The sequence below is a fragment of the Caballeronia sp. GAWG2-1 genome (assembly GCF_023631405.1).
Lineage (GTDB): Bacteria > Pseudomonadota > Gammaproteobacteria > Burkholderiales > Burkholderiaceae > Caballeronia.
This window is the reverse complement of record NZ_JALQDD010000027.1, coordinates 72,164-97,997: the sequence shown is the minus strand read 5'-3', so window position 1 is coordinate 97,997 and position 25,834 is coordinate 72,164. Positions and strand designations below refer to the sequence as shown.

The 25,834-nt window shown below is 60.5% G+C and carries 24 protein-coding genes; 19 read left to right on the top strand and 5 right to left on the bottom strand.

Features of this window, described 5'->3' with window-relative positions:
- Positions 1-56 precede the first annotated feature (56 nt).
- Together NCR98_RS16880 and NCR98_RS16875 are read left to right on the top strand one after the other, a co-directional pair.
- Complete coding sequence (locus tag NCR98_RS16880; RefSeq protein ID WP_250526738.1) at positions 57-1,292, top strand: glycosyltransferase family 9 protein; 1,236 nt, start codon at positions 57-59, stop codon at positions 1,290-1,292.
- A gap of 61 nt (positions 1,293-1,353) precedes the next feature.
- Positions 1,354-3,234: a DUF3857 domain-containing transglutaminase family protein gene (locus NCR98_RS16875; protein ID WP_250526737.1), complete on the top strand. Its 1,881-nt coding sequence runs from the start codon at positions 1,354-1,356 to the stop codon at positions 3,232-3,234.
- 7 nt (positions 3,235-3,241) lie between these two features.
- Here the strand turns inward: NCR98_RS16875 and NCR98_RS16870 are convergent, their stop codons facing one another.
- Positions 3,242-5,146 carry an SUMF1/EgtB/PvdO family nonheme iron enzyme gene (locus tag NCR98_RS16870; protein WP_250526736.1) on the bottom strand — a complete coding sequence of 635 codons (1,905 nt, stop codon included), beginning with the start codon at positions 5,144-5,146 and terminating at the stop codon, positions 3,242-3,244.
- A gap of 361 nt (positions 5,147-5,507) precedes the next feature.
- Here NCR98_RS16870 and NCR98_RS16865 point away from each other — a divergent pair, with 361 nt between their 5' ends.
- The 12 genes from NCR98_RS16865 to NCR98_RS16810 all read left to right on the top strand — a co-directional run bounded on the left by NCR98_RS16865 (position 5,508) and on the right by NCR98_RS16810 (position 18,932).
- A complete protein-coding gene (locus NCR98_RS16865; protein WP_244829619.1) occupies positions 5,508-5,945 on the top strand; it encodes a DUF4399 domain-containing protein in 438 nt (145 codons plus the stop codon).
- A gap of 36 nt (positions 5,946-5,981) precedes the next feature.
- Complete coding sequence (locus NCR98_RS16860; RefSeq protein WP_244829620.1) at positions 5,982-6,428, top strand: DUF4399 domain-containing protein; 447 nt, start codon at positions 5,982-5,984, stop codon at positions 6,426-6,428.
- 334 nt (positions 6,429-6,762) lie between these two features.
- Positions 6,763-7,047, top strand: a complete 285-nt coding sequence (locus tag NCR98_RS16855; protein WP_250493432.1) for a hypothetical protein — start codon at positions 6,763-6,765, stop codon at positions 7,045-7,047.
- A 26-nt stretch (positions 7,048-7,073) separates the two neighbouring features.
- A complete protein-coding gene (locus tag NCR98_RS16850; protein WP_250493431.1) occupies positions 7,074-7,355 on the top strand; it encodes a hypothetical protein in 282 nt (93 codons plus the stop codon).
- A 241-nt stretch (positions 7,356-7,596) separates the two neighbouring features.
- Positions 7,597-9,063 (top strand): efflux transporter outer membrane subunit, encoded by a 1,467-nt coding sequence (locus NCR98_RS16845; protein WP_502799760.1) that lies wholly within the window; start codon positions 7,597-7,599, stop codon positions 9,061-9,063.
- Positions 9,064-9,265: 202 nt separating this feature from the next.
- The gene (locus NCR98_RS16840; RefSeq protein ID WP_250526912.1) at positions 9,266-11,782 is read left to right on the top strand and encodes an FHA domain-containing protein; all 2,517 of its coding nucleotides are present in this window, start codon (positions 9,266-9,268) and stop codon (positions 11,780-11,782) included.
- Positions 11,760-13,133: a beta-barrel domain-containing protein gene (locus NCR98_RS16835; RefSeq protein WP_244829623.1), complete on the top strand. Its 1,374-nt coding sequence runs from the start codon at positions 11,760-11,762 to the stop codon at positions 13,131-13,133. Before NCR98_RS16840 ends, NCR98_RS16835 begins: the two co-directional genes overlap by 23 nt.
- A 72-nt stretch (positions 13,134-13,205) precedes the next feature.
- Complete coding sequence (locus NCR98_RS16830; RefSeq protein ID WP_250467109.1) at positions 13,206-13,958, top strand: peptidylprolyl isomerase; 753 nt, start codon at positions 13,206-13,208, stop codon at positions 13,956-13,958.
- 37 nt (positions 13,959-13,995) lie between these two features.
- Positions 13,996-17,055: a peptidase domain-containing ABC transporter gene (locus tag NCR98_RS16825; protein ID WP_250526735.1), complete on the top strand. Its 3,060-nt coding sequence runs from the start codon at positions 13,996-13,998 to the stop codon at positions 17,053-17,055.
- Complete coding sequence (locus NCR98_RS16820; RefSeq protein WP_250493429.1) at positions 17,052-18,359, top strand: sigma-54 interaction domain-containing protein; 1,308 nt, start codon at positions 17,052-17,054, stop codon at positions 18,357-18,359. Before NCR98_RS16825 ends, NCR98_RS16820 begins: the two co-directional genes overlap by 4 nt.
- A gap of 59 nt (positions 18,360-18,418) precedes the next feature.
- Positions 18,419-18,697, top strand: coding sequence for a BrnT family toxin (locus NCR98_RS16815; protein ID WP_250526734.1), 279 nt, complete (start codon positions 18,419-18,421; stop codon positions 18,695-18,697).
- A complete protein-coding gene (locus NCR98_RS16810) occupies positions 18,675-18,932 on the top strand; it encodes a BrnA antitoxin family protein (RefSeq protein WP_250526733.1) in 258 nt (85 codons plus the stop codon). The genes NCR98_RS16815 and NCR98_RS16810 overlap by 23 nt, the downstream gene beginning before the upstream one ends.
- 4 nt (positions 18,933-18,936) lie before the next feature.
- Here the strand turns inward: NCR98_RS16810 and NCR98_RS16805 are convergent, their stop codons facing one another.
- Positions 18,937-19,695: a PP2C family protein-serine/threonine phosphatase gene (locus NCR98_RS16805; RefSeq protein ID WP_250467100.1), complete on the bottom strand. Its 759-nt coding sequence runs from the start codon at positions 19,693-19,695 to the stop codon at positions 18,937-18,939.
- 84 nt (positions 19,696-19,779) lie between these two features.
- Positions 19,780-20,076 carry a hypothetical protein gene (locus NCR98_RS16800; protein ID WP_244829628.1) on the bottom strand — a complete coding sequence of 99 codons (297 nt, stop codon included), beginning with the start codon at positions 20,074-20,076 and terminating at the stop codon, positions 19,780-19,782.
- Between the two features lie 412 nt (positions 20,077-20,488).
- On the opposite strand from NCR98_RS16800, the gene NCR98_RS16795 reads away from it, so the two are divergent.
- The 3 genes from NCR98_RS16795 (at position 20,489) to NCR98_RS16785 (ending at position 22,519) form a co-directional block, all read left to right on the top strand.
- The gene (locus NCR98_RS16795; protein ID WP_250526732.1) at positions 20,489-20,992 is read left to right on the top strand and encodes a lecithin retinol acyltransferase family protein; all 504 of its coding nucleotides are present in this window, start codon (positions 20,489-20,491) and stop codon (positions 20,990-20,992) included.
- Positions 20,993-21,018: 26 nt separating this feature from the next.
- Complete coding sequence (locus NCR98_RS16790; RefSeq protein ID WP_244829630.1) at positions 21,019-21,267, top strand: hypothetical protein; 249 nt, start codon at positions 21,019-21,021, stop codon at positions 21,265-21,267.
- Positions 21,268-21,424: 157 nt separating this feature from the next.
- Positions 21,425-22,519, top strand: coding sequence for a 4-hydroxyphenylpyruvate dioxygenase family protein (locus tag NCR98_RS16785; RefSeq protein WP_250526731.1), 1,095 nt, complete (start codon positions 21,425-21,427; stop codon positions 22,517-22,519).
- Between the two features lie 25 nt (positions 22,520-22,544).
- Here the strand turns inward: NCR98_RS16785 and NCR98_RS16780 are convergent, their stop codons facing one another.
- The gene (locus NCR98_RS16780) at positions 22,545-22,955 is read right to left on the bottom strand and encodes a cupredoxin domain-containing protein (RefSeq protein WP_250493426.1); all 411 of its coding nucleotides are present in this window, start codon (positions 22,953-22,955) and stop codon (positions 22,545-22,547) included.
- On the bottom strand, positions 22,952-23,935 hold the full coding sequence (locus NCR98_RS16775) for a metallophosphoesterase family protein (protein ID WP_250526730.1): 984 nt from the start codon (positions 23,933-23,935) through the stop codon (positions 22,952-22,954). Before NCR98_RS16775 ends, NCR98_RS16780 begins: the two co-directional genes overlap by 4 nt.
- A 298-nt stretch (positions 23,936-24,233) precedes the next feature.
- Here NCR98_RS16775 and NCR98_RS16770 point away from each other — a divergent pair, with 298 nt between their 5' ends.
- Entirely contained in the window at positions 24,234-24,887 is a 654-nt protein-coding gene (locus NCR98_RS16770; protein ID WP_250467091.1) for an RNA polymerase sigma factor, read from the top strand.
- Positions 24,877-25,632 (top strand): anti-sigma factor family protein, encoded by a 756-nt coding sequence (locus NCR98_RS16765; protein WP_250467089.1) that lies wholly within the window; start codon positions 24,877-24,879, stop codon positions 25,630-25,632. Before NCR98_RS16770 ends, NCR98_RS16765 begins: the two co-directional genes overlap by 11 nt.
- Positions 25,633-25,834: the final 202 nt, after the last annotated feature.

Below are 25,834 nucleotides of genomic sequence, written 5' to 3'. Positions count from 1 at the left end.
TGTGCGCCCGAGCGCCGGCATTCGCGGCTTCGCTCTTCGCACCTTGCAAAACAAAAATGAATCTCCCAGACGCCCAGAACTTACGGCTCAACATAGACAGCGTGCGCGCCTTGCGCGTGGCCGGGCGCGCCGCCGAAGCGCAGGCCATGATCACTCGACTCGCCGCCTTGCCCGATTCGGGCATATGGATCGGACAACTCGGCATCGACTTGAACTATCTCGGCATGCGCGAGCTTGCGGAACGTTGTCTCAGGATAGCGCTTACGCACGACATGTCCCCCTTCGTGCGCTACCAGCTCACCGAAGAACTCGCGATGGTGCTTTACTCGAGCGGCAAGTATCACGAAGCGCATGCACTGCATCGCATCAACCGCGATGTCGGACGCGGCGAGTCGCTTCTCCACGTGCTCTTTAGCGGTGACATGCCGTGGATCGACCTGGCGCGTCCCAAGCTGCTCGGCATAGACGAACCCGTTGACGGCAAGTCGATCTTGATCTCCATCGAAGGCGGCTTCGGCGATTTCGTGCTCTATTCGCGCTACGTCGATGCCTTGCTGCGGGAAGGCGCACGCGAGTTGGTCATCGAAGTCTTCGACGAGTGGCGCGATGTCGTCCGCCCGCGCGAAGGCGTGCGTCTTGTCATCCCGACGGCCGAGCAACGTGCGCACGAGATGCAGCATTGCGACCGCATCACGTACGTGTTCAATCTCTTCGCGCGCTATCAGCATTCGCCATATTTTCCGATGGAGAATCCCGGCGGCATGATCGCATGCAATCCCAATCGCGGCTTGCCACACGAAGCGCTTGCATCGATGCAACGCGAACCGAAGCGGATGAAGGTCGGTATCGGCTGGCGCAGCGCCAGCAACGTGCGCCATGAGCCGTACCGGTCGATGCAACTCCAACAACTGGTCGCGTTGTTCGCCAATCCCGATTGTCGCTTCTACTCGCTTCAGGTCGGCGCGCTGACCGATGACGAACGTGCGTTGATGCAGGCACACGATGTCATCGACATGGCGCCGTATCTCGCGGCTTTCGGCGATACGGCATACGTGCTCGACGAACTCGATTTGTTCATCACCATCGACTCGGGGCCCGCGCATCTTGCAGGCGCGTTGAATCGTCCCGTATGGGTGCTGCTTGCAAACGCGTGCGATTGCCGCTGGTATGACTGTCAGCGCTTCACGCCCTGGTATCCGTCTATGCGGCTTTATCGTCAGACGCAACTCGGCGACTGGTCGCATCCGCTCGACGAATTGCAGGCCGATCTGGCGCAACTCGCTGCACGCTGACGCCGCTCGACCCCGGCGCGCTTCATGTACGATTGACGCAGCTCCCACATGCGCCCGCGACATGACTCGTCTATCGATCCGTTTGGTTCTCGTCCTGGCTCTCGTCTTGGCGCTCGCGCTGACTGGCATTGCTCATGCAGCATCCGGCGACGACGATCCATCGACCGTTATCAGCGACAGCCACGAGTTCGTCGTGGCCGAAGACGGTTCGGTGACGGAGGACGATACCACCGTGTTGCGCGCGAACACGTCGGCCGGCATCGACGAAATTGCGCAGCGTTACGTCTGGTACGACCGCAGCGTGTCGAACGTGGAAATCGTCGAAGCCTATTCCGTCGATGCCAACGGCGCGCGTCACGATGTTTCGCCCGAGCAGATCCGTGACATCCAGGAGCCGCGTTCGGCAGGCGCGCCCACGTTTCAGGACGCCAAGCTGCGCGCGGTGATTTTTCCGGCGGTGGGCATCGGCTCGACGGTGCATCTGCGGTTTCGCAAGAGCCAGGCGAGTCCTGTCATCGCGGGGCAGTTCAACTATTACGTCGATCCGGGTTCGCGGCCGGTGCTTGCACAGCGGCTCATCTTCGATCTGCCCGCGACCAAGCCGCTCTTCGCCGATGCGCGCGGCTATGAAGCCGAGCCGCCCGTCACCGCGAATGGCCGCACGCGCTATGCGTTCGATTACCGTCGCGAACACATTGCGCGCATCGAAACCGGCTCGGTCGCTTACGCGCAATACGGCGACCGTCTGATGGTGTCGACGTTTCCCGATTACGCGAGCTTCGCCGCGAGCTATCGCGAACCTTCCGTGGACCCGAGCACGAAAGATCCCGCCGTGATCGCGTTCGCGCAATCGCTCACACGCAACGACGCCGACGCGCGCGCCAAAGCAAAGACGCTCTACGACTGGGTACGTCGCAATATCCGCTATGTCGCGATGTTCATCGGTCAAAGTCCCGCCGTGCCGCATCGCGTGACCGAGGTACTTGCGAATCGTTATGGCGATTGCAAGGACCACGTCGCGCTGTTCGGCGCGTTGCTCGATGCCGTGGGCATTCGCAACGAGCCCGCGCTGATCGGCCTGGGCGCGGTGTATTCGCTGCCTTCGGTGCCAGGCTACGGCGCGGGCGCGATCAATCACGTCATCACATGGATGCCCGATCTGAATCTATATGCGGATAGCACGGCGGCGAGCGTCGAGTTCGGCTATCTGCCACTCGCGGACATGGATCGCCCGACCGTGCTCGTGAATGCCGGCAAGCTTTCGCACACACCATCCACGCAGCCCTTGTCGCGCGCGGCGCGATTGCAGATCGACGTGGCGCCCGGAGGCGTCGCCAACTTTGCGTATTGGGTCGAGGATGCAGGATGGAGTGCCGAGATCGAGCGTATGAATCTGCGTTCGGCGAATGCGGAGCGGCGCGAGCAGATCGCAACGGATCGTCTGCGTTATACGAATCTGCGTGGCGCGGGCGCGCTCACGACCAGCGATGTCGATGCCACGAGCGGCCCCTTCGCCACGACCGTGAACGGCACGGTCGACGACGTGGTCTGGCCCACTGGCACGACCGCGTTGTCCGCGTTGACGAGTCTCTCGGGCGGCATCGCGACGCAGGCGCGCAACTGGCTTGCGGAGCGCGTGCGTACGCAACCTTATCTGTGCATAGGCGGCGTGTTCGACGAGGTATCGCAGATCGTGCTTCCTCGTACGATGCACGTGGTCGAAGTGCCCGACAACCTCGACCTCGATAGCGGCTTCTTCCGCTTTTCATCGCGCTATCTGTTCGATGCCGCGACCAACACGATTCAAATTTCGCGCACTTTCACCGCGAATTTCGGCAAACAGGTCTGCACGCCCGAGGACTTTCAGGCGGCGCAGCCGGTGCTTAAGAAGATCGAGCGCGATACGCAAGGGCAGATCATCGTGAAGGCGGCGTTGCGATAGTGTGCCTTCACTGCGCGTCACGCGCTACACGAAAACCGTTCTGCGATTGCCTCACGCTCGAGCTGTATTTGAATCGCGTGGCCGATTGCATATAGCTCGCGCCTTCGCGCCACGAGCCGCCGCGAATCACGCGCACTGAACATGATGGATCGTCCCACGCGTGGCCATCGGCCGGTGCGCCTTTGTAGTTGCCGTGCCAGCAGTCGGCGACCCATTCCCAGACGCTGCCGTTCATGTCGTGGAGACCATACGGATTCGCGGCAAATGAGCCTACGGGCATCGGCGCTTCGGGACGATAAGGCTCGCCGCAATCCTTGCAGTCGGCGTTGCCTTTCTTCATCTGATCGCCCCACCAGTAAGTGCTCTGCGTACCGCCGCGCGCCGCATATTCCCATTCGGCTTCGGTCGGCAGGCGATATGCCTTGCCGCCCACCTTGCTCAACCATTTGACGTAGACCTGCGCGTCGTCCCAACTGACGTTGCGCATCGGCGCATTGGCGGGCGGCGCGTTGCCGGCGTCGCCATCGGGTGAGATACGTGTGCAGGCGCCGGCATCGACGCATGCATTCCATTGTTCGATCGTCACTTCGTATTTGCCGATGAGATACGGCTGCGCAATGGCCACGCGATGCGGCGGCTTTTCTGCGGGATCGTCGTTGTTGCTGCCCATGTTGAAGCTGCCAGCCGAGAGCGGGACCAGCGCGGGACAAGACGGACAGTCTTTTACTTCGGCCCCTGCGGAAGTCTTCGCTGCGGGTCTGGATGCGACTGCGACAGTGGCAGTCGTGGTTGCCGGTACAGGCGTGGTCGTGGGTGCGGTTTGACGCGGCTTTTCGGCGACGACAGGCGGCGCGGGCTTCGGCGTCGGCGCCGGAGTAGGCGAAGCTGGCAACTGCGGCGATGCCGCGGGCTTCGCACTTGCGGCCGCCGCACGCAAGCGATCGATACGCGCCTTGGCAAGCGTGGCGAATCGTCCGTTCGGATACGCCTTCAAATAGGCTTCGTAATCGCTTGGGTACGTGCTGTCCTTGATCGATTCCCAGAAGGTCAGTTCGTATTGCTCGCTGCTGTCCTTGGGAAGAATGCCGCGCGTACGGGTACCCGTGGCGGATTGCGTCGCATCGATGGCGTCCGTGGAAGCTGACGACATCGGTGCGAGTGTGAATGCGGCATCGAGTGTCGATGCGATCCACGGCCGTTGGCTATCGTGCGTCGACTGCGCGACATTTGCGGCGGCTATTTCGAATATTCTGGATGTGGCGCGTGCTCCGCCGGACATCGCTCGTAACAGCGCGGCGGTGTAAAGGCCGTTCCGTTCCGTCTCGGCGGCTTCGGTCGCAAAAGTAGTTGCGTACGCAACCAGTGTGTTCGCGGGCAAAGACATGCTCTCGGTGGGCGCGGCACCGAAGGGATCGTTCAGACACATGTCGAGCACGACGATGTTCGCGGCGTCCGGACGGCGCTGCACCATGCGCGCCACGACATCCTTCACCGGAATACCTTTCTCGACCAGCGTGACGGGCGCATCGGCGCGGGCATCGAGCGGGGCGAGCAGGGCATCGCCGCCTGCCTGCAGACCGTGGCCCGCAAAGTAGACGAGCGCGGTATCGTGTGGACCCAGTTGCATGACGAACGTGTCGAGCGCGTCGCGCATGGCGGTTTCGTTGAGATCGATACGGCGCGTCACGTTGAATCCGAGCGATGTGAGTGCAACGCTCATATCGTATGCGTCGTGCTCCGCGGCCGGCAGCGGGGCGTCGCCGTAGTGCGTATTGCCGATAACGAGCGCCATGCGATTCGCATGAGTGTCGGCGGCCGCGACCGAAGGTCTCTCAAGCGGTGGATCGGAAGGCGCTGCGAACGCGCCGCCCATCGTCACGAACATGCCTGCGATGAAGAGAGTCCGCCACATATTCACACCCTTTCGGTCCGGCTTGATTAGGGGCGCGCCGTTCGCGCGTCTGTCGTTGTCGCCTGGATGCTCATGCAAAGTCGGCGCATGCGAGGACCATGCATTTGCCGTCGCGCTCGTGCATCTGCAGCACAAACAAAGATAGCACGCGGTCAGTCGGCACTTAAATCCCCATTAAGCAGGTATGCGTGATGAGGAGTGCGCTTCCGGTCTCTCGTAAGTATCTTTTTTAAACGTTACGTTCTAATCTAAAAACCTGACGACGGCATGATCGCTCCACGCACGAGCGTACGACAGTATCTTCAGCGCTCGCACATTCGTCAGTCCTTCATGTGACTGTTCATCAAGAGGCATGCACAACATGTTGAGAAGAACCGTGCTTGGCGCACTGGCTTCACTCGCCGCCGTCGCCGCCGATACGTCTTTTTCCGCCGCGCGTCAGCGCACTCCCGCTCCGCCGAACGCCGAGGCATACATCATCTGGCCGCCCGACGGCGCCGTGATCTCGGGCGGCAAACTTTGGGTACGCATGGGACTGCGCAACATGGGCGTCTGTCCGAAGGGCGTGGACATGCCCAACGTCGGACATCACCACTTGCTGATCGATACTGACCTGCCGCCGCTCGATCAGGAGATTCCCTCCGACCGCAATCACTTTCACTATGGCGCGGGCGAGACCGATGCGCGCCTGGAGCTTCCGCCGGGCAAGCACACGCTACAGCTGCTGATGGGCGACTACAACCACGTACCGCACGATCCTCCTGTTTATTCCAAGAAGATCACCATCACGATGAAATGAAGCATGCACGGCAACCGCGCAGCCGAGGGGAATGACATGAAGAACCGAACCGTCAGCGCAATCGCGCTATCACGTTTTGCATTGCTTGCCGCTGTGTTTGCAGTGCAATTCGCCGTAGCGGGGCCGACGCCGGCGCCCGCCAACGCTTACGCCTATATCGGCTATCCAAACGATGGCCAGACCTTCGCGGCGGGCAAGCCTATTAAGGTGTGGTTCGGTCTACGGTACATGGGCGTGGCGCCGCGCGGCGTCAAATTCCCTAACACGGGGCATCATCACCTGTTGATCGATACGGACTTGCCGCCGATGGATCAGGAGATTCCGTCAGACCGCAATCACTTGCACTACGGCGCGGGCGAGACGGAAACGACTATAGAACTTCCGCCGGGCAAGCACACACTTCAGCTCTTGATGGGCGATGACCGGCACATTCCGACCGACCCGCCTGTGTATTCGAAGAAGATCACGATCTACGTCAAGTAAGCGGCGCGCGCATGCCTTAAGCGCCGCCTTTCCCTGTTGATACGCCGTATCCGCAGACGTTTCGCGGATGAGAGCGTTCGTCTCGGGCCCGAGAAAAGCGATGTCGTTCGATAACGGACAGTTGGAGTCCGAAGTGTTGGTAGAAGACCATCATCATTGGGTCGAGTTTGAGAGCACATTACGTCGACCGTGCTTATGTGCGACAAGGCTTTGCTAGATATTTTTCCGCATCGAACGACGACTGGCACACCCTATGCATTTAACAGCTCACGCAAACAAGTTGTCGCCAACCACCACCCGATGCGCAAAGCGCGAAGTCGCAAGGAGAACCGCCATGACCACGCTGACCATTCAAGACCTGCCCGTTACCGAAGAGCTCGATCGCCAGACGATGTCGGCCGTGCGCGGCGGCATGTCGTTCCTGTTTCCCGGCATCGATATCACGAAGTTCGAATCTTCGTTCAGCACGCAGCAACTGATCGGCCAGACCCAGAACACGGTGAATCAAAACGGCGTGGGCGTGGCCTTCGGCGGCAACATGATGTCGAACGTCATGCCGAAGCAGGAAGCGCAGAACATCAGCACCGTCAATCTTGGCGCCAGTCCCGTACTGAGCTAAATCAACCTTACCCAGGAGCCTCGATCATGTCCACTCTGACCATCCGCGATCTTTCCCATCAAGCCGAAATGGACCGTGACGAAATGTCGGCCGTGCGCGGCGGCATGAATTTCCTCATGCCGTTCTATAGCAGCAGCGCGTTCGATCTGAGCGGTACGACGGAACAACTCGCAAACCAGACGCAAAACACGTTCAACCAGAACGGCCTCAACGCTGCATTCGCAAGCGACATGACCTCGAACGTCAAGCCGAAGCAGGACGCACACAACGTCAGCAACATCAACGTGTTCACGCCGTTTGTTTCGTGAAGCCGGGAATAAAAGCGGCAGTGACACGGTAAAGCATCAATGTGGTTACGCGGTAATGGCGAGGCACGGGGAGTCTCGCTTGCAATACCCGCCCGCCATTCGCAAGACGGCGGGCGGCCTCCGATTCGATCCGTATGGCATCCCGTTCCGCCTTGTGATTTACTCGATGAATCGACGAGCCGGGCCGCGACGCCTCCACACTCAACCTGACCGTCGGTGCGCGTTCACCGGGAGCGAGATCGTGCAAGCCTTGTTGCCATCGTTGCGCTTTGGCTCTTTGCGCTTAGGCTCTTTGCGCTTTGGGCTGTTACGCGTCGGCCTTGCAAGCGGGCTTGCTCTGCTCGCCGGTTGCATCGACGTGAAGGTGCCGACTTATCAACGCCCGGACACGCCTGAGAAGACCGCCTTCACCAAGATCGACGCGCCCAAGGTCGCAGCGGCTGCCACCATTCAGCCCGACTGGTGGAAGCAGTTCCACGATCCCGCACTGGATACGCTCGTCGGCCAGGCTATCGACAACAACTTCGATATCAAGGTGCTGGCCGCGCGCATCAACGTGGCGGGCGCGCAGATCGGCGAGGCCCGTGCGGGCGCGTTGCCTTCCATGGATGCGGGTGCGGGCGCGAGCTTCGAAAAGACCACTGGCCAGATGTTTTCGAAGCAATACAACCTGGGCACGCAAGTGAACTGGGACATCGACATCTGGGGCGCGGTGGAAAAAGGCGTGCAAGCCCAGAAGGCCGAATTTCGCGCGACCGAGGCCGACTGGCGCGCGGGTTATCTCGAACTCGTCGCAAACGTTTCGACCACTTACTTCCAGATTCTTCAGTTCGACGATCAGATCGAGCAGCAGAAGAAGACCATCGCGACCAACCGGCAAATCCTGACGATCTTCGAGGGCATGGAAAAGAACGGCCTCGTGCCCCATACGCAGGTTCTGACGCAGCGCGCGGAATTGAACCGCCTGACGCGCGATCTGCTGGAATTGCGCCGTTCGCGCGATCTTGCCAATAATGCCCTCGCTACATTGACAGGCGTTCCCGCAGGCGAATTCAAGCTGCCGGAAGGGCATTTGCAAACGCGTGTGCAGGCGCCGCCGGTGCCGTCGGGGCTGCCATCGCAGTTGCTCGCACGGCGTCCCGATCTCGTCGCGGCGGAGTATCGCGTGCTCGAATCGTATGACCTCGTCGGTCAGGCGAAGCTCGCGCAATTGCCGACCATCAGTCTCACCGGGCGCGGCGGTAGCGCCAGTTTCGCGCTGACGGACCTGCTCAAAACTTTCACCTTCAGCTTTCTGCCAAGCATCAATATCCCGATTCTCGATCCGAGCGTTCGTGCTCACGTGAAGACCACCGAAGCGCAAACCACGGTCGCGGAACAGCAATATCGCAGCACCGTCATGAGCGCGTTCGAGGAAGTAGAGAATGCGCTCGTGAATCTCGATTCGCATACGAAGCAGCGCGTCGAGTTGCAACAGGAAGTAGAGCATCTGACCATCGTCGCGGCGCAGATCGACGCGCAGCTCAAGGAAGGCGTGATTTCTCAGCTGGAAGTGTTTGAAACCGAGCGCACCTTGCTTGCCGCACAGCTCGCGCTGCTCGCCAATCATCAGCAGATCCTGTCGGATACGGTGACGCTCTATAAGGCGCTCGGCGGCGGATGGCCAACGGTGAATGTTCAGAACGCATCCACGGATACGCCTCAGTGAGCAATCCTCAAGCTTTGCTAACGCTCGTTCCATATCGCCTCAAGCGGCTCGCGTATGGCGTTTTAAGCCAGTGCTGCATGATTGACTACGATAATGCGTGACTTAAACTTTCAACACCCGCCGTCGCATAGCTCGGCTGGCGGGACGACCCATCCGCTCCATGCGCCGCTCAAGGCTCGTGGACTCACTTCGTGACATGGACATGGCTCCAGGCGATCCGATAGCGGAACAGCAGCCGAACGTGGGCGAAGCGTTCGATGTCGTCCTGAAGCCGCTCGCTCGTAACGGAATCGGCGAGAATTTGGCGGAGATTCGTATCGACGAAAATCTCTTCGCCATTGGCCGCGCGGAAGCACCGTTCGATACCAGCCCGCCCGAAGCCGTCGCCCAACTCTCGCGTCGTCATGCACGCATCTTCATCGAGCATGGCCTCGTTTATATTGCCGATCTCGGCAGCAAGAACGGCACCGCCGTGAATGGCACACCCGTGCGCGAAATGCCCGTGCGCGTTCGTGCGGGCGATGAGATCGGGTTCGGCAACCGTCTCGCATACCGCGTGCAATTTGCACCGCGCAAGCGCCGCAACGTGGCCGTCAAGCCCTTGAGCATCACGCTCGTTCCGCAGCGCAACGACCTGAACTTGCAGCCCGTCGAACTGCTGCAATTCCCGTTTCTCGTGAGCAAGAGCGACGCTACGTTTGCGCGTCATCGAGAGCAGTATCCACATCAGGTGAATTACGTATCGCGGCGGCATGCGCACGTGTTCGTCAAGGGCGCGGCGCCGTTCGTCGAAGACCTTGGCAGCACCAACGGCACCTTCGTGAATGGCGCGCGCCTGGGCGAGTCAGCGGTCGAACTGAAGAACGGCGACACGCTTGCCTTCGGAGGCACGCATTTCGTCTATGTCGTGCATCTGCATGGCGAAGAGAGCGAATCGACGCTCACGGAAATGGCTGCCTCGCATGCCGACAATAACTTCGACAGCGACAAGACGACCTTCGTCGGATCGGCGCACTCGTTCCTCGATATCTTTTGCGTCGATCAAGCTGCGGCGATCGAAGACGAAATCAATCTGGATTCGCAGCCTGTCCCCGCAAAAGAAGCCGCTCCTGAAAAGAAGCGGCGTGGCAAGACGGCGCTTTTCGTTTCCGAATTGCATACGGCCTTCGCAGGCGATGACCGTCGTACAACGCGCCGCACGCGCATGATTGCAGCGAGTGTGCTGATCGCGATGCTCGCCGGTGGTGCGGCGCTCTTTTACAGCGGATCGAACGAACATCAGGCGAAATCGCTGCTGGCGCAGGGCGACTATGCACAAGCTGCGAGTGTCACTAGCGACTATCTGCTGACGCATCCGCAAGACACGCAATTCGCCGCGATGAACACGGAAGCCGTGCTCAAGGGAAATGTTCCGCGCTGGCTGGCCGCGTTGCAACATGGCGACTTCGCGAACGCCGACGCCATCATCGCGCAGATGAAAGCCCTCGGTCAAAACAATCCCGATGTGCGCTCCATGATCGACGAGCTCGACTGGATAGGCAAACTGGAGAGCTTCGTGATGAGCCGCGGAGGTCCTGATGCGCCCATTCGCATGTATGACGATGAAGGACGGATCGGCGCAATTCTGAAGCACTGGGAAGCGGATGCGTCGGGGCATCAACGCGATCTCGACCGGCTTGCGGGCTATGTGCCCGAGTTTCGCGAGCCGTATGCGCTTGCACTTAGTCATCTGCGCAAGTTGCAGAGCGACGACTCTGTCTACCTCGCGGCTATCGAGCGATTGAATGCGACCATCGTTAAGGGTCTTGCGCAAGACGATCTCGATTCCATCGACGGCGCGCTCAAGGATTATGCGGACAAATATCCGCGACTGGGCGGCCTCGATCGCGTGCGCGCCGATCTCAAGCGCTATGCGGATCTGCGCAGCGCGGCGAGCGGCACGAGCCTCGCACCGCTTGCCGCATCCATAAATACGGCGAATTTTTCGACGCCGCCTTTTCAGGAGCGGTATCAACAGATCAGTGCGGATCAACTGCCGCCACCTGAGGTGCTAAGACAATACGCTGCAATCGCCGATGCCTGGCGCGACGGCAAGACGCCGGATGCGCTGGACGGGTTGCAGAAATTGCCGCAAGGCTCATGGTCCGCGACGGCGCAAAAGGAACTCGCGCACAAGAAAGCCGTGGCCGCGCAATACGCCGATCTGCAGAAGGCGCGCGGCACGAAAGCTTATGACGAAGCGCTGCTGTCCTTCTACGAAACGCTCGATCTCGATAGCGACACGTGGTTCGCAAACAAGGTCGCGCCTGATGTCGCTTCGCTCCGGGACAAGGCTGCTGCCCGCGCGCAAAGCCTCATGTCGCGAGCACAGACGCTATGGAATCAGTATCGGACGAACGGTGGCATCGGCGGATCGCAACGGCTCGAATCGGGTGTGTCGGACACGTTCCGCAGTCAGGCGCGACTTCTCACCGATGCCGAGGATGCGGCCACACGCGGCATGCGCATCTTCCGGCAAGTGAAGGCCGACAACGGTAAGTGGGCGGCGCTTGCAAGCGAGATAGACAACGAGGCGAGCCTGCAGCGCCGCTCGCTGCAGGATCTGCGCATGGTGCTCGAACCGCAGTTGCTCAAGACCAAGCTCGGCTTGATCGGTGCCAACACCATCACGACGGCAACCACGGGAGGCACGAGCGGTGAAGAAAGACGCGCACCTTAAACCTTTATCGGAAGCGCTGGTCGATCATGGCGCGGAAGGTATCGCCATACTCACGGCCGAGCCGCTGCGCCTGACGCAAGCCCTCATCTACACGATGGTCGCGCTGGTCGCGTCCGCGCTCGTCTGGTCGTTCGTGGGACATGCGGATGTCACCGTGGCCGCGCAAGGCACGCTCGCCCCAGAGTCTGAAGTGCGGCGGTTCTACGCGCCGATCGACGGCGAGCTTGCCGAGCTTTTCATCGCGGAAGGCCAGCCCGTACGCAAAGATGACGTCGTCGCGCGCCTCAATGCACGTGGTGCAATCGAAGCGGCGACCAATGCGCTCGAAGCGCAACTCAAGCTCGACGATGCGGAACGCGAATGGAAGCAGTTCCCCGAGAAGAAGCTGCTCATGCAGCGCAAGATCGTCGCGCTGAAGAATCAGATGGAAGTGGAAGAGCATCAGCATCAACAGCGCGTGAACGAAGGCACGAGCAAGCTCGCGGAAGGACAGAAGGCGCAATTGCAGGAACAACGCAGCGTGCTCGAAAACGCCCGCCGCGCACGCGATGCCGCGAAGACCGAACTCGACCGCTTCACGCGGCTCTTTGCCTTGCCGGGCGGCGGCGGGGTGTCGGAATCGCAAGTGGAAGTCAAACGCAACGCGTATCTCGAAGCCGATGGCGGATATCGCGTGGAACAGTCGAAACTCGCAGAACTGGATTTTCGTCTGAGCCATGAATTCACGCAGGCGAAGGCGCAACTCGAAACGAGCGGACAGGAATCGACCAATCTGCGCTTGCAATATGAATCGGCCATGCGCGAAGTGGCGAGCACGGAAGACAAGTTGCGTCTGCAACTACAGACCGCGCGGCTCGTGGCGGATGCTGCCGCGCGCATCAAGTTCGAAAATATCGACAAGGATAATTTTCTGCTGATACTCGCGCCGGTATCGGGCGTCGTCACCGATGTCACATCCACGCAGACCGGTGACAAGATTCAGGCAAACACGCCGCTGGGCGGCATTGCCCCCGCCAACGCCAGGCCCGTATTGAAGATCGAAATTGCGGAACACGATCGTGCTTTTCTTCGCGAGGGACAGCACGTCAAGCTCAAGTTCAACGCGTTTCCTTACCAACGCTATGGCGTGATCGACGGCACGCTCGCGTTCATCTCGCCCGCGACCAAGCCGAGCCCTGGCACGAAGCAGCCTGTCTACGAAGGACGCGTGACACTCGATCGCGACTTCTATCAGGTGGCCGACACGAAATATCCGCTGCGTTACGGCATGACCGCCACTGCGGAGATCGTCGTGCGCGAGCGCCGGCTCATCGACCTCGGGCTCGACCCCTTCCGCAATGTGGCGGGATAGGGAAGGAGGGTTACGCACGCGGAACCGGTCGGACATGCTGCGAGATGCATCCTCAAATCAACGGAGAACGACATGACGGCGATAGTGCGAATCGACGACGAAGTGGTCGATGTCGGCGAACTGATTAGGCTGTTGAAGCTCAACGGCCAGTTCGACGGCCTGCTGGAGCAGCTGGTGCGCGACAAGCTGACCGTGCGCGCGGCGAAGAAGGCGGGCGTCAAGCTAAGCGACGATGAGATCCAGACGCGCGCCGACCAGTTCCGTCGCATTCGCGGACTGCATCGCGCGGCCGACATGAACAACTATCTCGATGCGCTTTCCGTGAGTCTCGACGAGTTCGAAGTGTTCATCACCGACACGCTGTATCAGGAAAAAATGCTTGAAAACATCGGTACGGAGCGCGAGGTCGAAGAATATTTTCAGCTCAATTCGCCGAAGTTCGACAGTATCGAAGTGAGCCACATTCTGCTCGATACCGAAGGCAGCGCGCGCGAAATGATCTCGTATCTCAACGACGACCCCGACAGCTTTGCGGACATGGCCCGCGAACATTCGCTCGCCGATACGCGCGAAGAAGGCGGCGTGATAGGCCGCGTGATGCGCGGGCAACTCAAGCCGGAGATCGAAGCGAAGGTCTTCAATGCAGAAGCCGGTGATCTGCTCGGCCCGTTCATCTCCGCCGATGGCTCTTCCTATGAGATTTTCTCGGTTACGTCGAAGTATCCCGCGAAGCTCGATCAGGACGTTGCAGCCGAGATTCGCCGGCTATTGCGCGAGGAATGGCTGGTGGCGCGCGCGCAGGAACATGTGATCGAAGCACGTTAAGCCAGAACCAAGCCGAAACTACGACAGAGCGAACGATATGGACGCCCCTTCGAGCCTGGATGCGCCCGCCGACTTTCTCGCGACCGTGGAGATTCTTTCGCCGTTCACGCGCGAGGAGATCGCGCAACTCGCGGAACATGCTCAGTCGCGCCGCTTTGGCTTCGGTGAAACCGTGTGCATAGCGGGGGATTCCGCCGACGGGCTCTATGTCGTGAAGGCCGGTTCTGTGCGCATCTTTACCGAGGAGCACGGCAAGGAAATCAGCATGGGAGTGAAGAAGGCGAGCGAGACGTTCGCGGATATCGCCATGCTGCGCGAGTACCGCCATGAATCGTCGGTGCGTTCTTCAGGCAAGACAGAACTGCTGTTCATCCCGCGCAATGCGATCGAGCCGATTATCGCAAGAAACCCGGCTGCGCTCGCGTTCGTCACGAGCTTCGTCGCGATCAGTTCGGCGGGCGGCTTCGTCGCGAAACTGTTCGATCTGCGCGGCAAATTGAACAAGGCCGAACTCGAGGAATGCGTGCGCAGCGTGGGCGTCAAGCGCGTCGGCGAAGGCAAGGAGATCTTCAAGCAAGACTCGCGCGACGACCGGCGCCTCTATGTCGTGCGGCAGGGCGAAGTGCGGATCGTGCGCGAAGACGGCAACGAAAAGCATGTACTCGCCACGCTCGGGCCCGGTGAAATCTTCGGCGAGAAGGCGTGCGTGATGCGTCAGGAGCAGATGGCGTCGGCCATTGCGCTCACGGACACGCGCCTGCTCGTAATCCCTGAAAAGACGGTGCATTTCATCATCGAGCGCAATGTGAAGCTGCGCGAAGTGCTGGAAGAACGCATTCGTTTCAGCGAGCGCGAACTGCAGCGTCAGAAGAAACTCGCTGAGCGTCGCAGACTGCCGTCGATGCTCGATCTCCACACCAAGCCCGAGATGGGCGAGCGCGTCATCAAGCGCTTTGCGTGGGTCGAGCAGGCCGAGGAAATGGATTGCGGCGCCGCGTGTCTTGCGATGATCTGCAAGCACTACGGCATCAACATGACGCTCGGCAAACTGCGCGAACTGGCGAACGTCACGACGCAAGGCGCAACGCTCGACAGTCTTGCGCGCGCCGGCGATGCGCTCGGCTTCACCACGCGCGGCGTGCAGTGCACGTTCGAGTCGCTACGCGGCTTCGAGATGCCGTTCATCGCGCATTGGGAGGGATATCACTACATCATCGTCTACGGTATTTCGAAAGACAACGTGTGGGTCGCGGACCCGGCCATCGGCTTCAAGAAGATGACCGTGGGCGAGTTCGAGCGCGGCTGGAGCGGCACATGTCTGCTGTTTTCTCCGGTGCAGGACATGGCGCAGCAAGCGGTCTCGCGTTCGCCGTGGATTCGCTTCGTGGGGTATCTGAAGCCGTACAAGAAGGTCCTGCTGCATCTGTTTTTAGCGACCTTCGTGATTCAAGTGCTGGGCGTGATTCCGCCGCTCATCATCCAGAACATTCTCGATGGCGTGATCGTGCATCAGAACGTCAGCTTGCTGCATGTGCTGATAGGCGGGTTGATCATCTCGAACCTGTTCACTCAACTCATGTCGACCATTCGTGCCTATCTTGCGAACTTCATGGTGCGCAACATGGACTTCGCGATGATGTCGCAGTTCTTCAGGCACACGTTCTCGCTGCCCTTCAGCTTTTTCGCCAAGCGCAAGACCGGCGACGTTTTCGCGCGCTTCCAGGAAAACCACACCATTCGCGCTTTTCTCACCGAATCCACAGTGACGACGGTACTCAATCTGCTGATGATCTTCATTTACTTCACGATCATGTTTCTCTACAACGTGAAGCTGACCTTGTTGCTGATTGCCTTCGTCATCCCGATGATGGCGCTTACCATCCTCGCCACGCCGCGCATCAAGCAGAATGCGCGCGAAGCGTTTTCTTCGGCTACAGACGCACGTTCGTTTCTCATGGAAGCCTTGGGCGGCGTGGAAACGGTGAAGGGGATGGGCATCGAGCGTGCGGTGCGGCTCAAGTGGGAAAAGAAGTACGCAAAGTCGCTCGAAGTGCAATACAAGTCGCAACGCTTCAATATCGGCGTAGGCTTGTGCAGCCAGTTGCTGAATGCAGGTACGACTATCGCCGTATTGTGGGTCGGAGCAAACCTCGTACTTTCGCGCGAACTGAGCATCGGCCAGTTGATTGCGTTCAATGCTTTCATGGGTAGCGTGCTGTCGCCGCTCATGGGCCTCATCAACTTATGGAGTCTCGTGAACGATGCCGGCGTGGCGATGGAGCGTCTCGGCGATGTGCTCGACATAGACCCGGAGCAGAAACCTTCGGAGATGGAGCAGCGCGTGATGTTGCCCGACTTGCAGGGCGAAATCAGCTTTAACGGCGTGTATTTTCGCTATGGCGAAGGCGACACGCCTTACGTGCTGGAAAATATCAGCTTCGATATCAAGCCCGGCGAACTCATCGCGGTAGTCGGAAGAAGCGGTTCAGGCAAGACGACGCTTGCCAAGCTGCTCGTTGGTTTCTATGCGCCGAGCGAAGGCAAGATGACAGTGGACGGCTACGACCTGAGCGTCATCGATAAGGGATTTTATCGCGCGCAGATTGGTTACGTCATGCAGAGCAACTTGCTGTTCTCGGGCACGATAGCGGAGAACATCGCGAGCGGCGAGGAGTCGCCGGATAGAAGGCGTATCGAGGAAGTGGCCAAGATGGCGGATGCGCATGCGTTCATCGTCAAGCTGCCGCTAGGGTATGAGCAGGTGGTGGGCGAACGTGGCGTGGGTTTGTCGGGTGGACAGATTCAGCGGCTCTGTATCGCGCGCGCGCTGTATCACGACCCACGTCTGCTGGTTTTCGACGAAGCCACGTCCGCGCTCGATACGCAATCCGAGAGCAATATCCTCGGCAACATGCAGGAGATTCTCAAGGGACGCACCGCGGTCATCATCGCGCACAGGCTTTCCACCATCATGCGTGCCGACAAGATTCTGGTGCTGTATGAAGGCGGTATCGTGGAGCAGGGCAGGCATGATGAGCTGGTCGCAAGAAAGGGCATGTATTACCAACTCGTGCAGAAGCAACTGAGCGCAGCATGAAAATACTAGACCAACCGGAAAGCGACAGCGGCGTGCCCGCATCGGCCATATCGTATGCGGGCATCATCGAGAAGATCGAGATTTTGCGTTCCACCTTGCGATGGACATCGCGGCTGGAGCGGCCCGAGATAGAAAAGCTTCTGCGTCAGGCGAGTTCCTTGCGCGATGAGGTCATGCAGCTTTCGCACAAGGAGCGCTTCATTCAGGCCGCTGCTGCTGAACCTCGACGCGATATGTCACCGGGCTCGCGGCGTCAGGCCTTGATCGAACGCAGCTTCGTATTCGAAGGCACGTTCGGCGATAACCCGAAGCTGCTCGAAGCCCTGGAAATAGCGGAAAAAGCCGCGCCTACGGATCTTCCCGTGCTGATCGACGGCGAGAGCGGCACGGGCAAGGAGCTGATGGCCAAGGTCATTCATGCGAATGGCTCGCGCGCGGACAAGCCCTATATCTCCGTGAATTGCGGGGCCATTCCGGATAATCTGCTGGAATCCGAACTATTCGGGCATCGAAAGGGCGCGTTCACGGGCGCGACCAACGACCGCAAGGGCAAGTTCGAGAGCGCGCATACGGGCACCATATTCCTCGATGAAATTGGCGAGCTGCCGTTGGTTGGGCAGGTGAAGCTGTTGCGCGTGCTCGAAGCGCACGAGATTCAACGCGTGGGTTCGGATGAAGCCATTTCGGTGGATGCGCGCATCGTCGCGGCGACGAATCGCAATCTGCGGCGCTTCTGCGATGAAGGTCGCTTTCGCGAAGACCTGTTTTATCGCTTGAGCGTGATTCATCTGACCTTGCCCGCGCTGCGTGAACGCCGCGACGAGATACCGCTCTTGCTGTCTTACTTCGGCGATGAAGCGGCGGCCACGCTCAAGCGCCGGCCCATCAAGATGTCCCCACGTTTAAGGGACTTCATGCGCAATTACGATTATCCCGGCAACATCCGCGAGTTGCGCAACATCATCTATCGCATCGCTTGTCTTGCAGGCGAGATGGCGGATATCGAGCATCTTCCGCTGGACATCCGGCCGAAGACATCGCTCTCATTGGCGATGGGCGGTCCTGCCGCGAATGGCAACGGCATTGCGACGGCGAGTTCGCTGAGCGAAGCCAAGCGCGTTGCGAGTGACGAAGCGGAGCGCGCATTTCTCGAACGTGGGTTGCATGAAGTGGGCGGCACGGTGGCCGAACTTGCGCGGCGGTATGAGATGAACCGGTCGCATCTGCAGATGCTTTTAAAGAAACACGGGCTGCATTCGAAGGACTTCAGGCTTGCGGCGCAAAAGAGCAGGGAAGGACAGTAGCTTCAATGTAGTGATCGTCCGTGTTAGACTGTACATACAATTGTCAATACGGGTGATGCGTGCATTTCGAGTGGGACGAAGCCAAGAACCAGACCAACATTCGGAAGCACGGCATTGATTTTCGAGACGCAGTAGACGTATTCAACCATCCGGTTCTGACCTGGTTGGATTCGCGGGAGGACTACGGCGAGGAGCACTGGATTGCGCTGGGCTGGATGAACGCCACGGTGGGCGTCGTAGTGTATGTCGAGCGGTGCGCAGACGCGGTGCGAATCATCTCGGCGCGCAAGGCAACCAGACATGAGGCAAAGCGCTATGAGAAAAAAATCGGCAACTGACTGGAAGCGGCTCGAGCAGGCACGAGACGCTGATATCGACCTGACTGAAATCCCGGAGCTTGACGACACCTTCTTCGAACAGGCTCAACTGCATGTGCCGCCGAAGCAGGCCGTCACCATGCGGCTGGATGCAGACGTGCTCGAATGGTTTCGTGAGCAAGGGAAGGGGTATCAAACGCGCATCAATCGGCTTCTGCGCGCGTATATGCAGATGCATCAGCAGCGCCATTCGTAAGCGCTTACAGGCCAGGATTAACCTGCGTCCTATCCAAAGCCATCAAATCCTCCGCACGCGCGACGACAACCGAAATGTTGTCGCGCCCGCCGCGTTCCAGCGCAATCTCCAGCAGCCTCTGCGCCGCGAGCTCGCAACTGCTCAACGCAAGCTGCGCCACCATCTCGTCCTCGCTCACTTCGTTCGAAAGACCATCGCTGCAAAGCAGGAACGTATCGCCATCGTGCAGCGTGATGGAATCTTCGTCGAGATCGAGGAAGTCGAGCGCGCCAACCGCACGCGTGATGAGATGCTGCGCCGGATGATGCAGCGCCTCCTCCGCCGTCAATTGTCCGCGCGCCTTCAGTTCTTCCACGTGACTGTGATCGCGCGTGAGTTGCCGCAGCCGCCCGCGCCGCAGTAGATAGATACGGCTGTCGCCCGCCCACAGATAACCGCATACGCCGTCTCGCGCAGCCAGCAACACCACCGTGCTGCCGATTCGCGATACCTGCCGTCGCGCCGCTTCCGCACGCAAGCGCGCGTTGATATCGAGCAAATGCGCCCGTGCATCCGCCAGTGCGCTTTGTGCCGTCATACTCGCCAAGCTCTCGATCACCATGCGGCTCGCCAGATCGCCAACCGCGTGACCGCCCATGCCGTCTGCGACGGCCCACAGGCCACGTTCGGGCGCATCGAGCAGCGCGTCTTCGTTGATCTGACGCACGAGGCCCGCGTCGGTGCGCGCAGCGGATGTCCATCGAAACTCGTTGCTGAAGGTCACGGCAACCTCCCAAGGTCCTGACTGGCGCGTCATGCGGTCGGCCGAGGCGCGCGGCCCCAGTCATTGTGCACTCAACCGCCGAGCTTATCCCGCGCGATTGCTGGACAGCGCGTTGGGACTGACGGTGAGCGTCGCGCCCGCACCGGTGTTGTTCACATCGACGCTCTGATACTGGTTGACCATCTGACCGACGCTGATGTTGTTCGTGATGTCGTAGATGTTCACCACGCTGCTGCCGCCACCGCCTTGCTGACGGTCCGCGACATATGGCGTGATCCAGCCGAAGAGCCAAGGCGCGCCACCGCCGCCACTGATGGCCAACATCGCCGCGCGATCGAGTTCGCGGTCGTGATCCAGATCGGTGATGGTGATTGCGCTCATTACGGCTCTCCTTGTTTGCTCGAATTCGATGCGGGCACTTATGCAAGGGCTATGCCGATATGCATGCGCCTCCGCCATCGGCTTATTCGATGCGGCCTTCGCCCTATGTCGATGCCCGCGCCTTGCGCCATCAGTTGGACCGTCGCCAACAACCGCTGTTGGCAGACAACCGAACGACCAACACTACGAACCGAACGCGCACGGGCGCTCTATTGATGCTCTGGAGCCAACACATCGCTCTCCCAGACTGTTGGTTAATAATCAACAACCGCTATCAAGAATCTAACGTAAAACGGTGATTTTCTATATAAATCAAACATTTACGAAGACTGGCAAGAAACCTGCAAAAGACTCCGCAACAAGCCGCCGAACAGACACTTCGGCGCGACGAGACCAAAAATCGGAGCGAGCCATGTCGAACACCCAACCGTCCGGACCGAACGATATCCAAGCCGCCGCGTGCAGCCTGTCGTTCGATGACGAACCGGCCATAGGCGCCGAACTCGTCACGCGCCGCTCGGGTTACGAACATCACGGACTCTATGCGGGCAACGGCCGGGTTATCCATTACGCGGGATTCGCCAAGTCGCTGCATCGCGGTCCGGTGGAAGAAGTCAGTCTCGCGCAATTCGCGGGCGGCCATGACGTGACCATCCGCCAAAACCCGACCGCGTGCTTCGTCGGCCTGGAAGCAGTGCGCCGCGCCCGCAGCCGGCTCGGTGAAGACCGGTATCGCTTGTTGACCAACAACTGCGAGCACTTCGTGACGTGGTGCCTGTTCGGCCAAAGCCAAAGCCGCCAGGTTCGCGCCTGCTTCGCCCATCCGCGCGTGGCGTGGCGCGCGGTGACGGGATTGTTTCGCGCCTATGTCGCTGCCGATCGGCAACGCCGCCTGAACGCCGCACTCGCCGCCTGAACGGCCTGACCAGAAAGGAGACCATCATGCACACCATTCAAAACTCGCTGCACTGGGCCGTCGACAAATGGCTCGCCCCGAGCGCGGCGCATCCGGCACGCGTCGTGCGGCTGTGTCGCTCGCAGGTCACGGGCTCGCGCTACGTCTGCATCGAGGCGTGGCACGCGAACGGACCGCTTGCGATCATCTTCTTCCGGCACGACGACGGCACCTGGAACGTGTTTCCCCCGCAAGCAAGACGCCCGTCGATGAGCCCGCAACGGCTTGCCGCCTGATACAGCGAAAGCGCCCGAGCCGCGCGAAGTCCCGGCTTTGACACGATGATCGCGCTGCCGCTACTCTAGCGGCAGGTTTATCGGCCGTGAGCACAGGCAGCCACCGCTGTGGTAGTTTCACGTCCGAGAACCCGCCCGACCATTGAGGACTTTGCCGATGACCCAGCCCGACTCCACTTCCCCCGCCCGCGCGATGCCCGATTGCGAAGTCGGCGACAATCCGCTCGGCATCGCGGGGCTGGAGTTCGTCGAGTTTTCCAGCCCGGACCCGCAGGGCCTCGCCGCTTTATTCGAGCGGCTGGGCTTCGTGCCGGTCGCGCAGCATGTCAGCAAGGCGGTCACGCTGTTTCGTCAGGGCAGCATGAATTTCCTCCTGAACGCAGAGCCGGATTCCTTCGCGTCGCGCTTCGCCGAATCGCATGGTGTGGGCATTGCCGCCATCGGCATTCGCGTGGTGGACGCGGCGCTCGCTCACGAGCGCGCGGTCGAATTCGGCGCCTGGGATTTCGAAGGCGAGAAGATCGGCCCGAACGAGCTGGCCATTCCGGCCATTCAGGGTATTGGCGACTCGCACATTTATTTCGTCGATCACTGGCCAGGCAAGGATAGCGGCGTGTCCACGATCTACGACATCGATTTCCGGCCCATTGCCGGCGCGAAGGCCGAGCCAGGCGGCACCGGTCTCTTCGAAGTGGATCACTTCACGCAGACGGTCGGCGCGGGCCGCATCCGCGAATGGCTCGATTTCTACCGCGAAGTGCTGCACTTCTCGGAGATTCATCAGGTGCATCCGGACTGGCATGTGTCGCAGGACTCCGCGGTCACGGTTTCGCCGTGCGGCAACATCCGCATTCCGGTGTACGAGGAAGGCACGTATCGAACGGATCTCATGCAGCAGTATCTGCCCGATCACGAAGGTGAAGGCGTGCAGCATATCGCGTTGGCATCGCAAGACATCTTCGCTTCCGTCGATGCCCTCATGGCGCGCGGCATGCGCTTTCTGAATCCGCCGCCGCGTTACTACGATCAGATCGACGAACGCCTGCCCGGACACGGACTCGATATCGACAAGCTGCGTGCGCGCGGCATTCTCGTGGACGGCGAGATTCTGCCGGACGGCACGCCGCAACTCTTCCTGCAAACCTTCGCCGAGCGCGAGCCGGGCGACATGTTCTTCGAGATCGTCGAGCGTCGCGGGCATCACGGCTTCGGCGAAGGCAATCTGAGCGCCATCGCGAAGGCACGCGGTTGAGCGTCAGGCGAACGTGCCCGCGCGCTCATTGCACGACGATCGTCCCCGTCATATGCGGATGCAGCGAGCAGAAGTACTTGTAAGTGCCGGGCTTGTCGAACACATGCGAGTAGCTTTGGCCGCTGTCGAGCGGGTCTGACTTGAATGACTTCGCTTCGTCCGCGACCGTATGCAGCATGTCGTCATGATTCACCCACGTCACCTTGGTGCCGACCGGCACGGTGACGCTCGGCTGGCTGAAAGCGAAATTGTCGATGCTGATGGTCGGCGTATTCATCGCCACCATCTGCTGCGCGGGTTCCTCCGCGCACGCCGAGGGAATGATGCCGACGAGTCCTTTGACGACGAGCGCAAGCGCGGCCTGACGCGCGACGCGTCCGGCAAGAGGACGCAATCTGGAGGGCGAGACATAGCTCGCGAGCGTGGCGACGTTCATGCCCTATCTCCTGCAAGCGGGGTATCGACGATGGCGAGATATTCGCGGCCCTGCACATGCGTGACTTCGCGCAGACCGAGCATGGAGCGCAGCTTGTCCGCGCCGACTTTCATCGGTCCGGGCCCCGATGCGGCGCCGGGCGCAGGCTGCGGAAACGCGGTGGACATAGCCGAATAGAAGCGCATGTCGCCTTCCACTTTTTGCGCTACCTGATGCACATGGCCGTTGAGCACCGTGACGGACCCGAAGCGTTTGAAGAGCGCGAGCGCTTGTGCGCTGTCGTCGGTGCCCCAGCCCCATTGCGGATAAAGCGCCCACAGCGGGATATGCGCGAACACGACGATCGGCGTGCTGCTCGATCGTCCTTGCAGATCGGCCTTGAGCCAGGCTAGTTGCGCATCGCCGAGAAAGCCGAGACCGCCGCCCTTGAGGTCGATGACATTGGTCAGGCCGATGAAATGCACGCCGCTTTCGTCGAAGCTGTACCAGTGCCGGTCGCCGCTCCTGCCGTATTGCGCTGGAAGACGCGAGAAGAACGGGTTGCCGTCCTCGACCAGCACGTCATGCTCGCCCGGCACGTAGTGCACCTGCATGCCCGCCTTGCGGATGATTTGGTCGGCGGTATCGAATTCGGCGGGCTTCGACAGATGCGTGACGTCGCCGGTATGAATCATGAACGCGGGCTGCTTCGGCATGGCGCTTACGCAATTGATCGCTTCTTCCAGCGTGCTCATCGGTTCCGTGTTCGGGTCCTTGCTGAAGCCAATGTGACTGTCGCTGATCTGCACGAAGCTGAACGAACTCGTCTTCTTCTCGGCCGCCTGCGCCGATGAAATGATGCTCGACACCGGCACGCCGCCGCTCACCGTCCACAGCACGCCCGCGCCGGCCCAGGCCATGCAGGACAATGCAGTGCGCCGGCGCTTGCCGTGGTCGTCGAGTTCCTGCGCGTCGGGCAAGTCTTTCGGGTCGTGTGTCATGCGCACTCCTTGAATACGAACAATGCGGCCGCGTTTCATGGTTTCCTGAAGCTCACGCGCATGGCGGCACGATGCATGGGCGTGAAGCCGGCGCGTTCATGTTCGAGTGCTGAAGCTGCGCGGCATCCGTCCATCGAACCGGCGAGAGCGCGGCGATATTCCCGATTCATCTCGTCGATTTTATTTTTTCGATTACGCCGCTTCGGCGGGAATAAACCGCGCCCAGGGCGAGTACATGTGACGAGGGCGTTGCAAGGTAACGAAAACGTCGAACCCTGTTCCCAAGGAGACCCGCGCGATGTGGCCCAGGTCGAAAGCAGATAAGTCCGCGGAAAGCCGAACACAGGCGGCGGGCGTGGACGCGCGTTTCGAGGCGACATTCATGCCGCATCTCGATGCCGCGTACAACCTCGCGCGCTGGCTGTCCGGCAGTCCGAGCGACGCCGACGATGTCGTGCAGGAAGCCTATCTGCGCGCCTTTCGTTTCTTCAGCGGCTTCGAGGAGGGCGAGGAAGCGAACGCGCGGGCATGGCTCTTTGCCATCGTGCGAAATACGTGGTTCACGGAATGGCGCCGCCGCGTGCAGCTCGCCGACGCGACGCCCTACGACGAAGAAATCGCCGGGGAGCAAGCGCTGCCCGGCTGGTCCGAGGAAGCGGGCATAGACCCGGAAACGCTTGCGGTACGCAAGGACGAGGTGCATATCGTGCATCGCGCACTCGAAACCTTGCCCATTCCGTTTCGTGAAGTGCTGGTCCTGAGAGAGCTGGAAGACATGAGTTACAAGGAAGTGGCCGCCGTGACGGGCGTGCCGATAGGAACGGTGATGTCACGGCTCGCGCGCGGCCGCAAGTTGCTGGCGCTCGCCGTGCACGCCGCGCAGGACAAACCGGGCATGCGGCTCGTGCGTCGCACGGGGCCGGGTCTTGAGGAGTCGGGCAATGGACAATAACGACACCGCCTCGCTCGCAACGAGGCTCATCGACGGCTCGCTGACTCATCGCGCGCCCGCGCATTTGCGTGCTCAGGTGCTCTCGCGCATCCGGGCCGAAGCGGAAGACGTCAAGGTGCGGGAACGCGCGCGCGAACGAAACCAGCAGGACGAGCAGGGCGAACGCTCGGCCCGTTCATGGCGATGGTTCGCCACGCCCGTGCCGTTCTTCGGCGGCGCGTTCGCGGGCGGCACGTTGGCCGCGCTCGTGCTCGGCGCGATGCTGTGGTTTCAGGCCGTGCCGCATGGCGTGAGTGGTGCGGGCGATCCGCTCGCACAGGAGATCGTCGCGAGTCACGTGCGTTCACTGATGTCGGACCGGCCTATCGACGTGCTGTCGAGCGACAAGCACACGGTGAAGCCGTGGTTCAACGGACGTATCGACTATGCGCCGCCCGTCATCGATCCGGCCGGGCCGGGGTTCGCGCTGGTCGGCGGCAGGCTCGATTACGTCAATCATCGGCCGGTGGCGGTGGTGGTGTATCGCTATCTGAAGCATCCGATCGACGTGTACGTGTTTCCCTCGAACAAGGGCGGCGCTTCGCTCGATACGAAGGAAGGGGCGGCGGCCGTCACGCAATCCGACGACGGTTATGCGCTCGCACGCTGGAATCGCGACGGCATGACCTTCTGGGCCGTCACCGATGCCTCCGGCTCGGTCATGCGTCAGTTCGTGCAGGCTATCGAGGCAGGCTCGCCACGTTAAGCCGGGCCGCGATCAAACGAGCAATCGTGCGCAAGTTGCGCGCGGCGTTCCTTAGGGAAGCCGCGCGTTTTTTTTGCGGCACGCGCTGATGCGCTTACGCATCTGCAATCTACCTGACTAAGGGTTTATTCCATCCCGTCGCACATTACGTCGCGTCGGGAGTGCGCTAACGCTCGTGCTGTTCGGGTATGTCCGAATATGG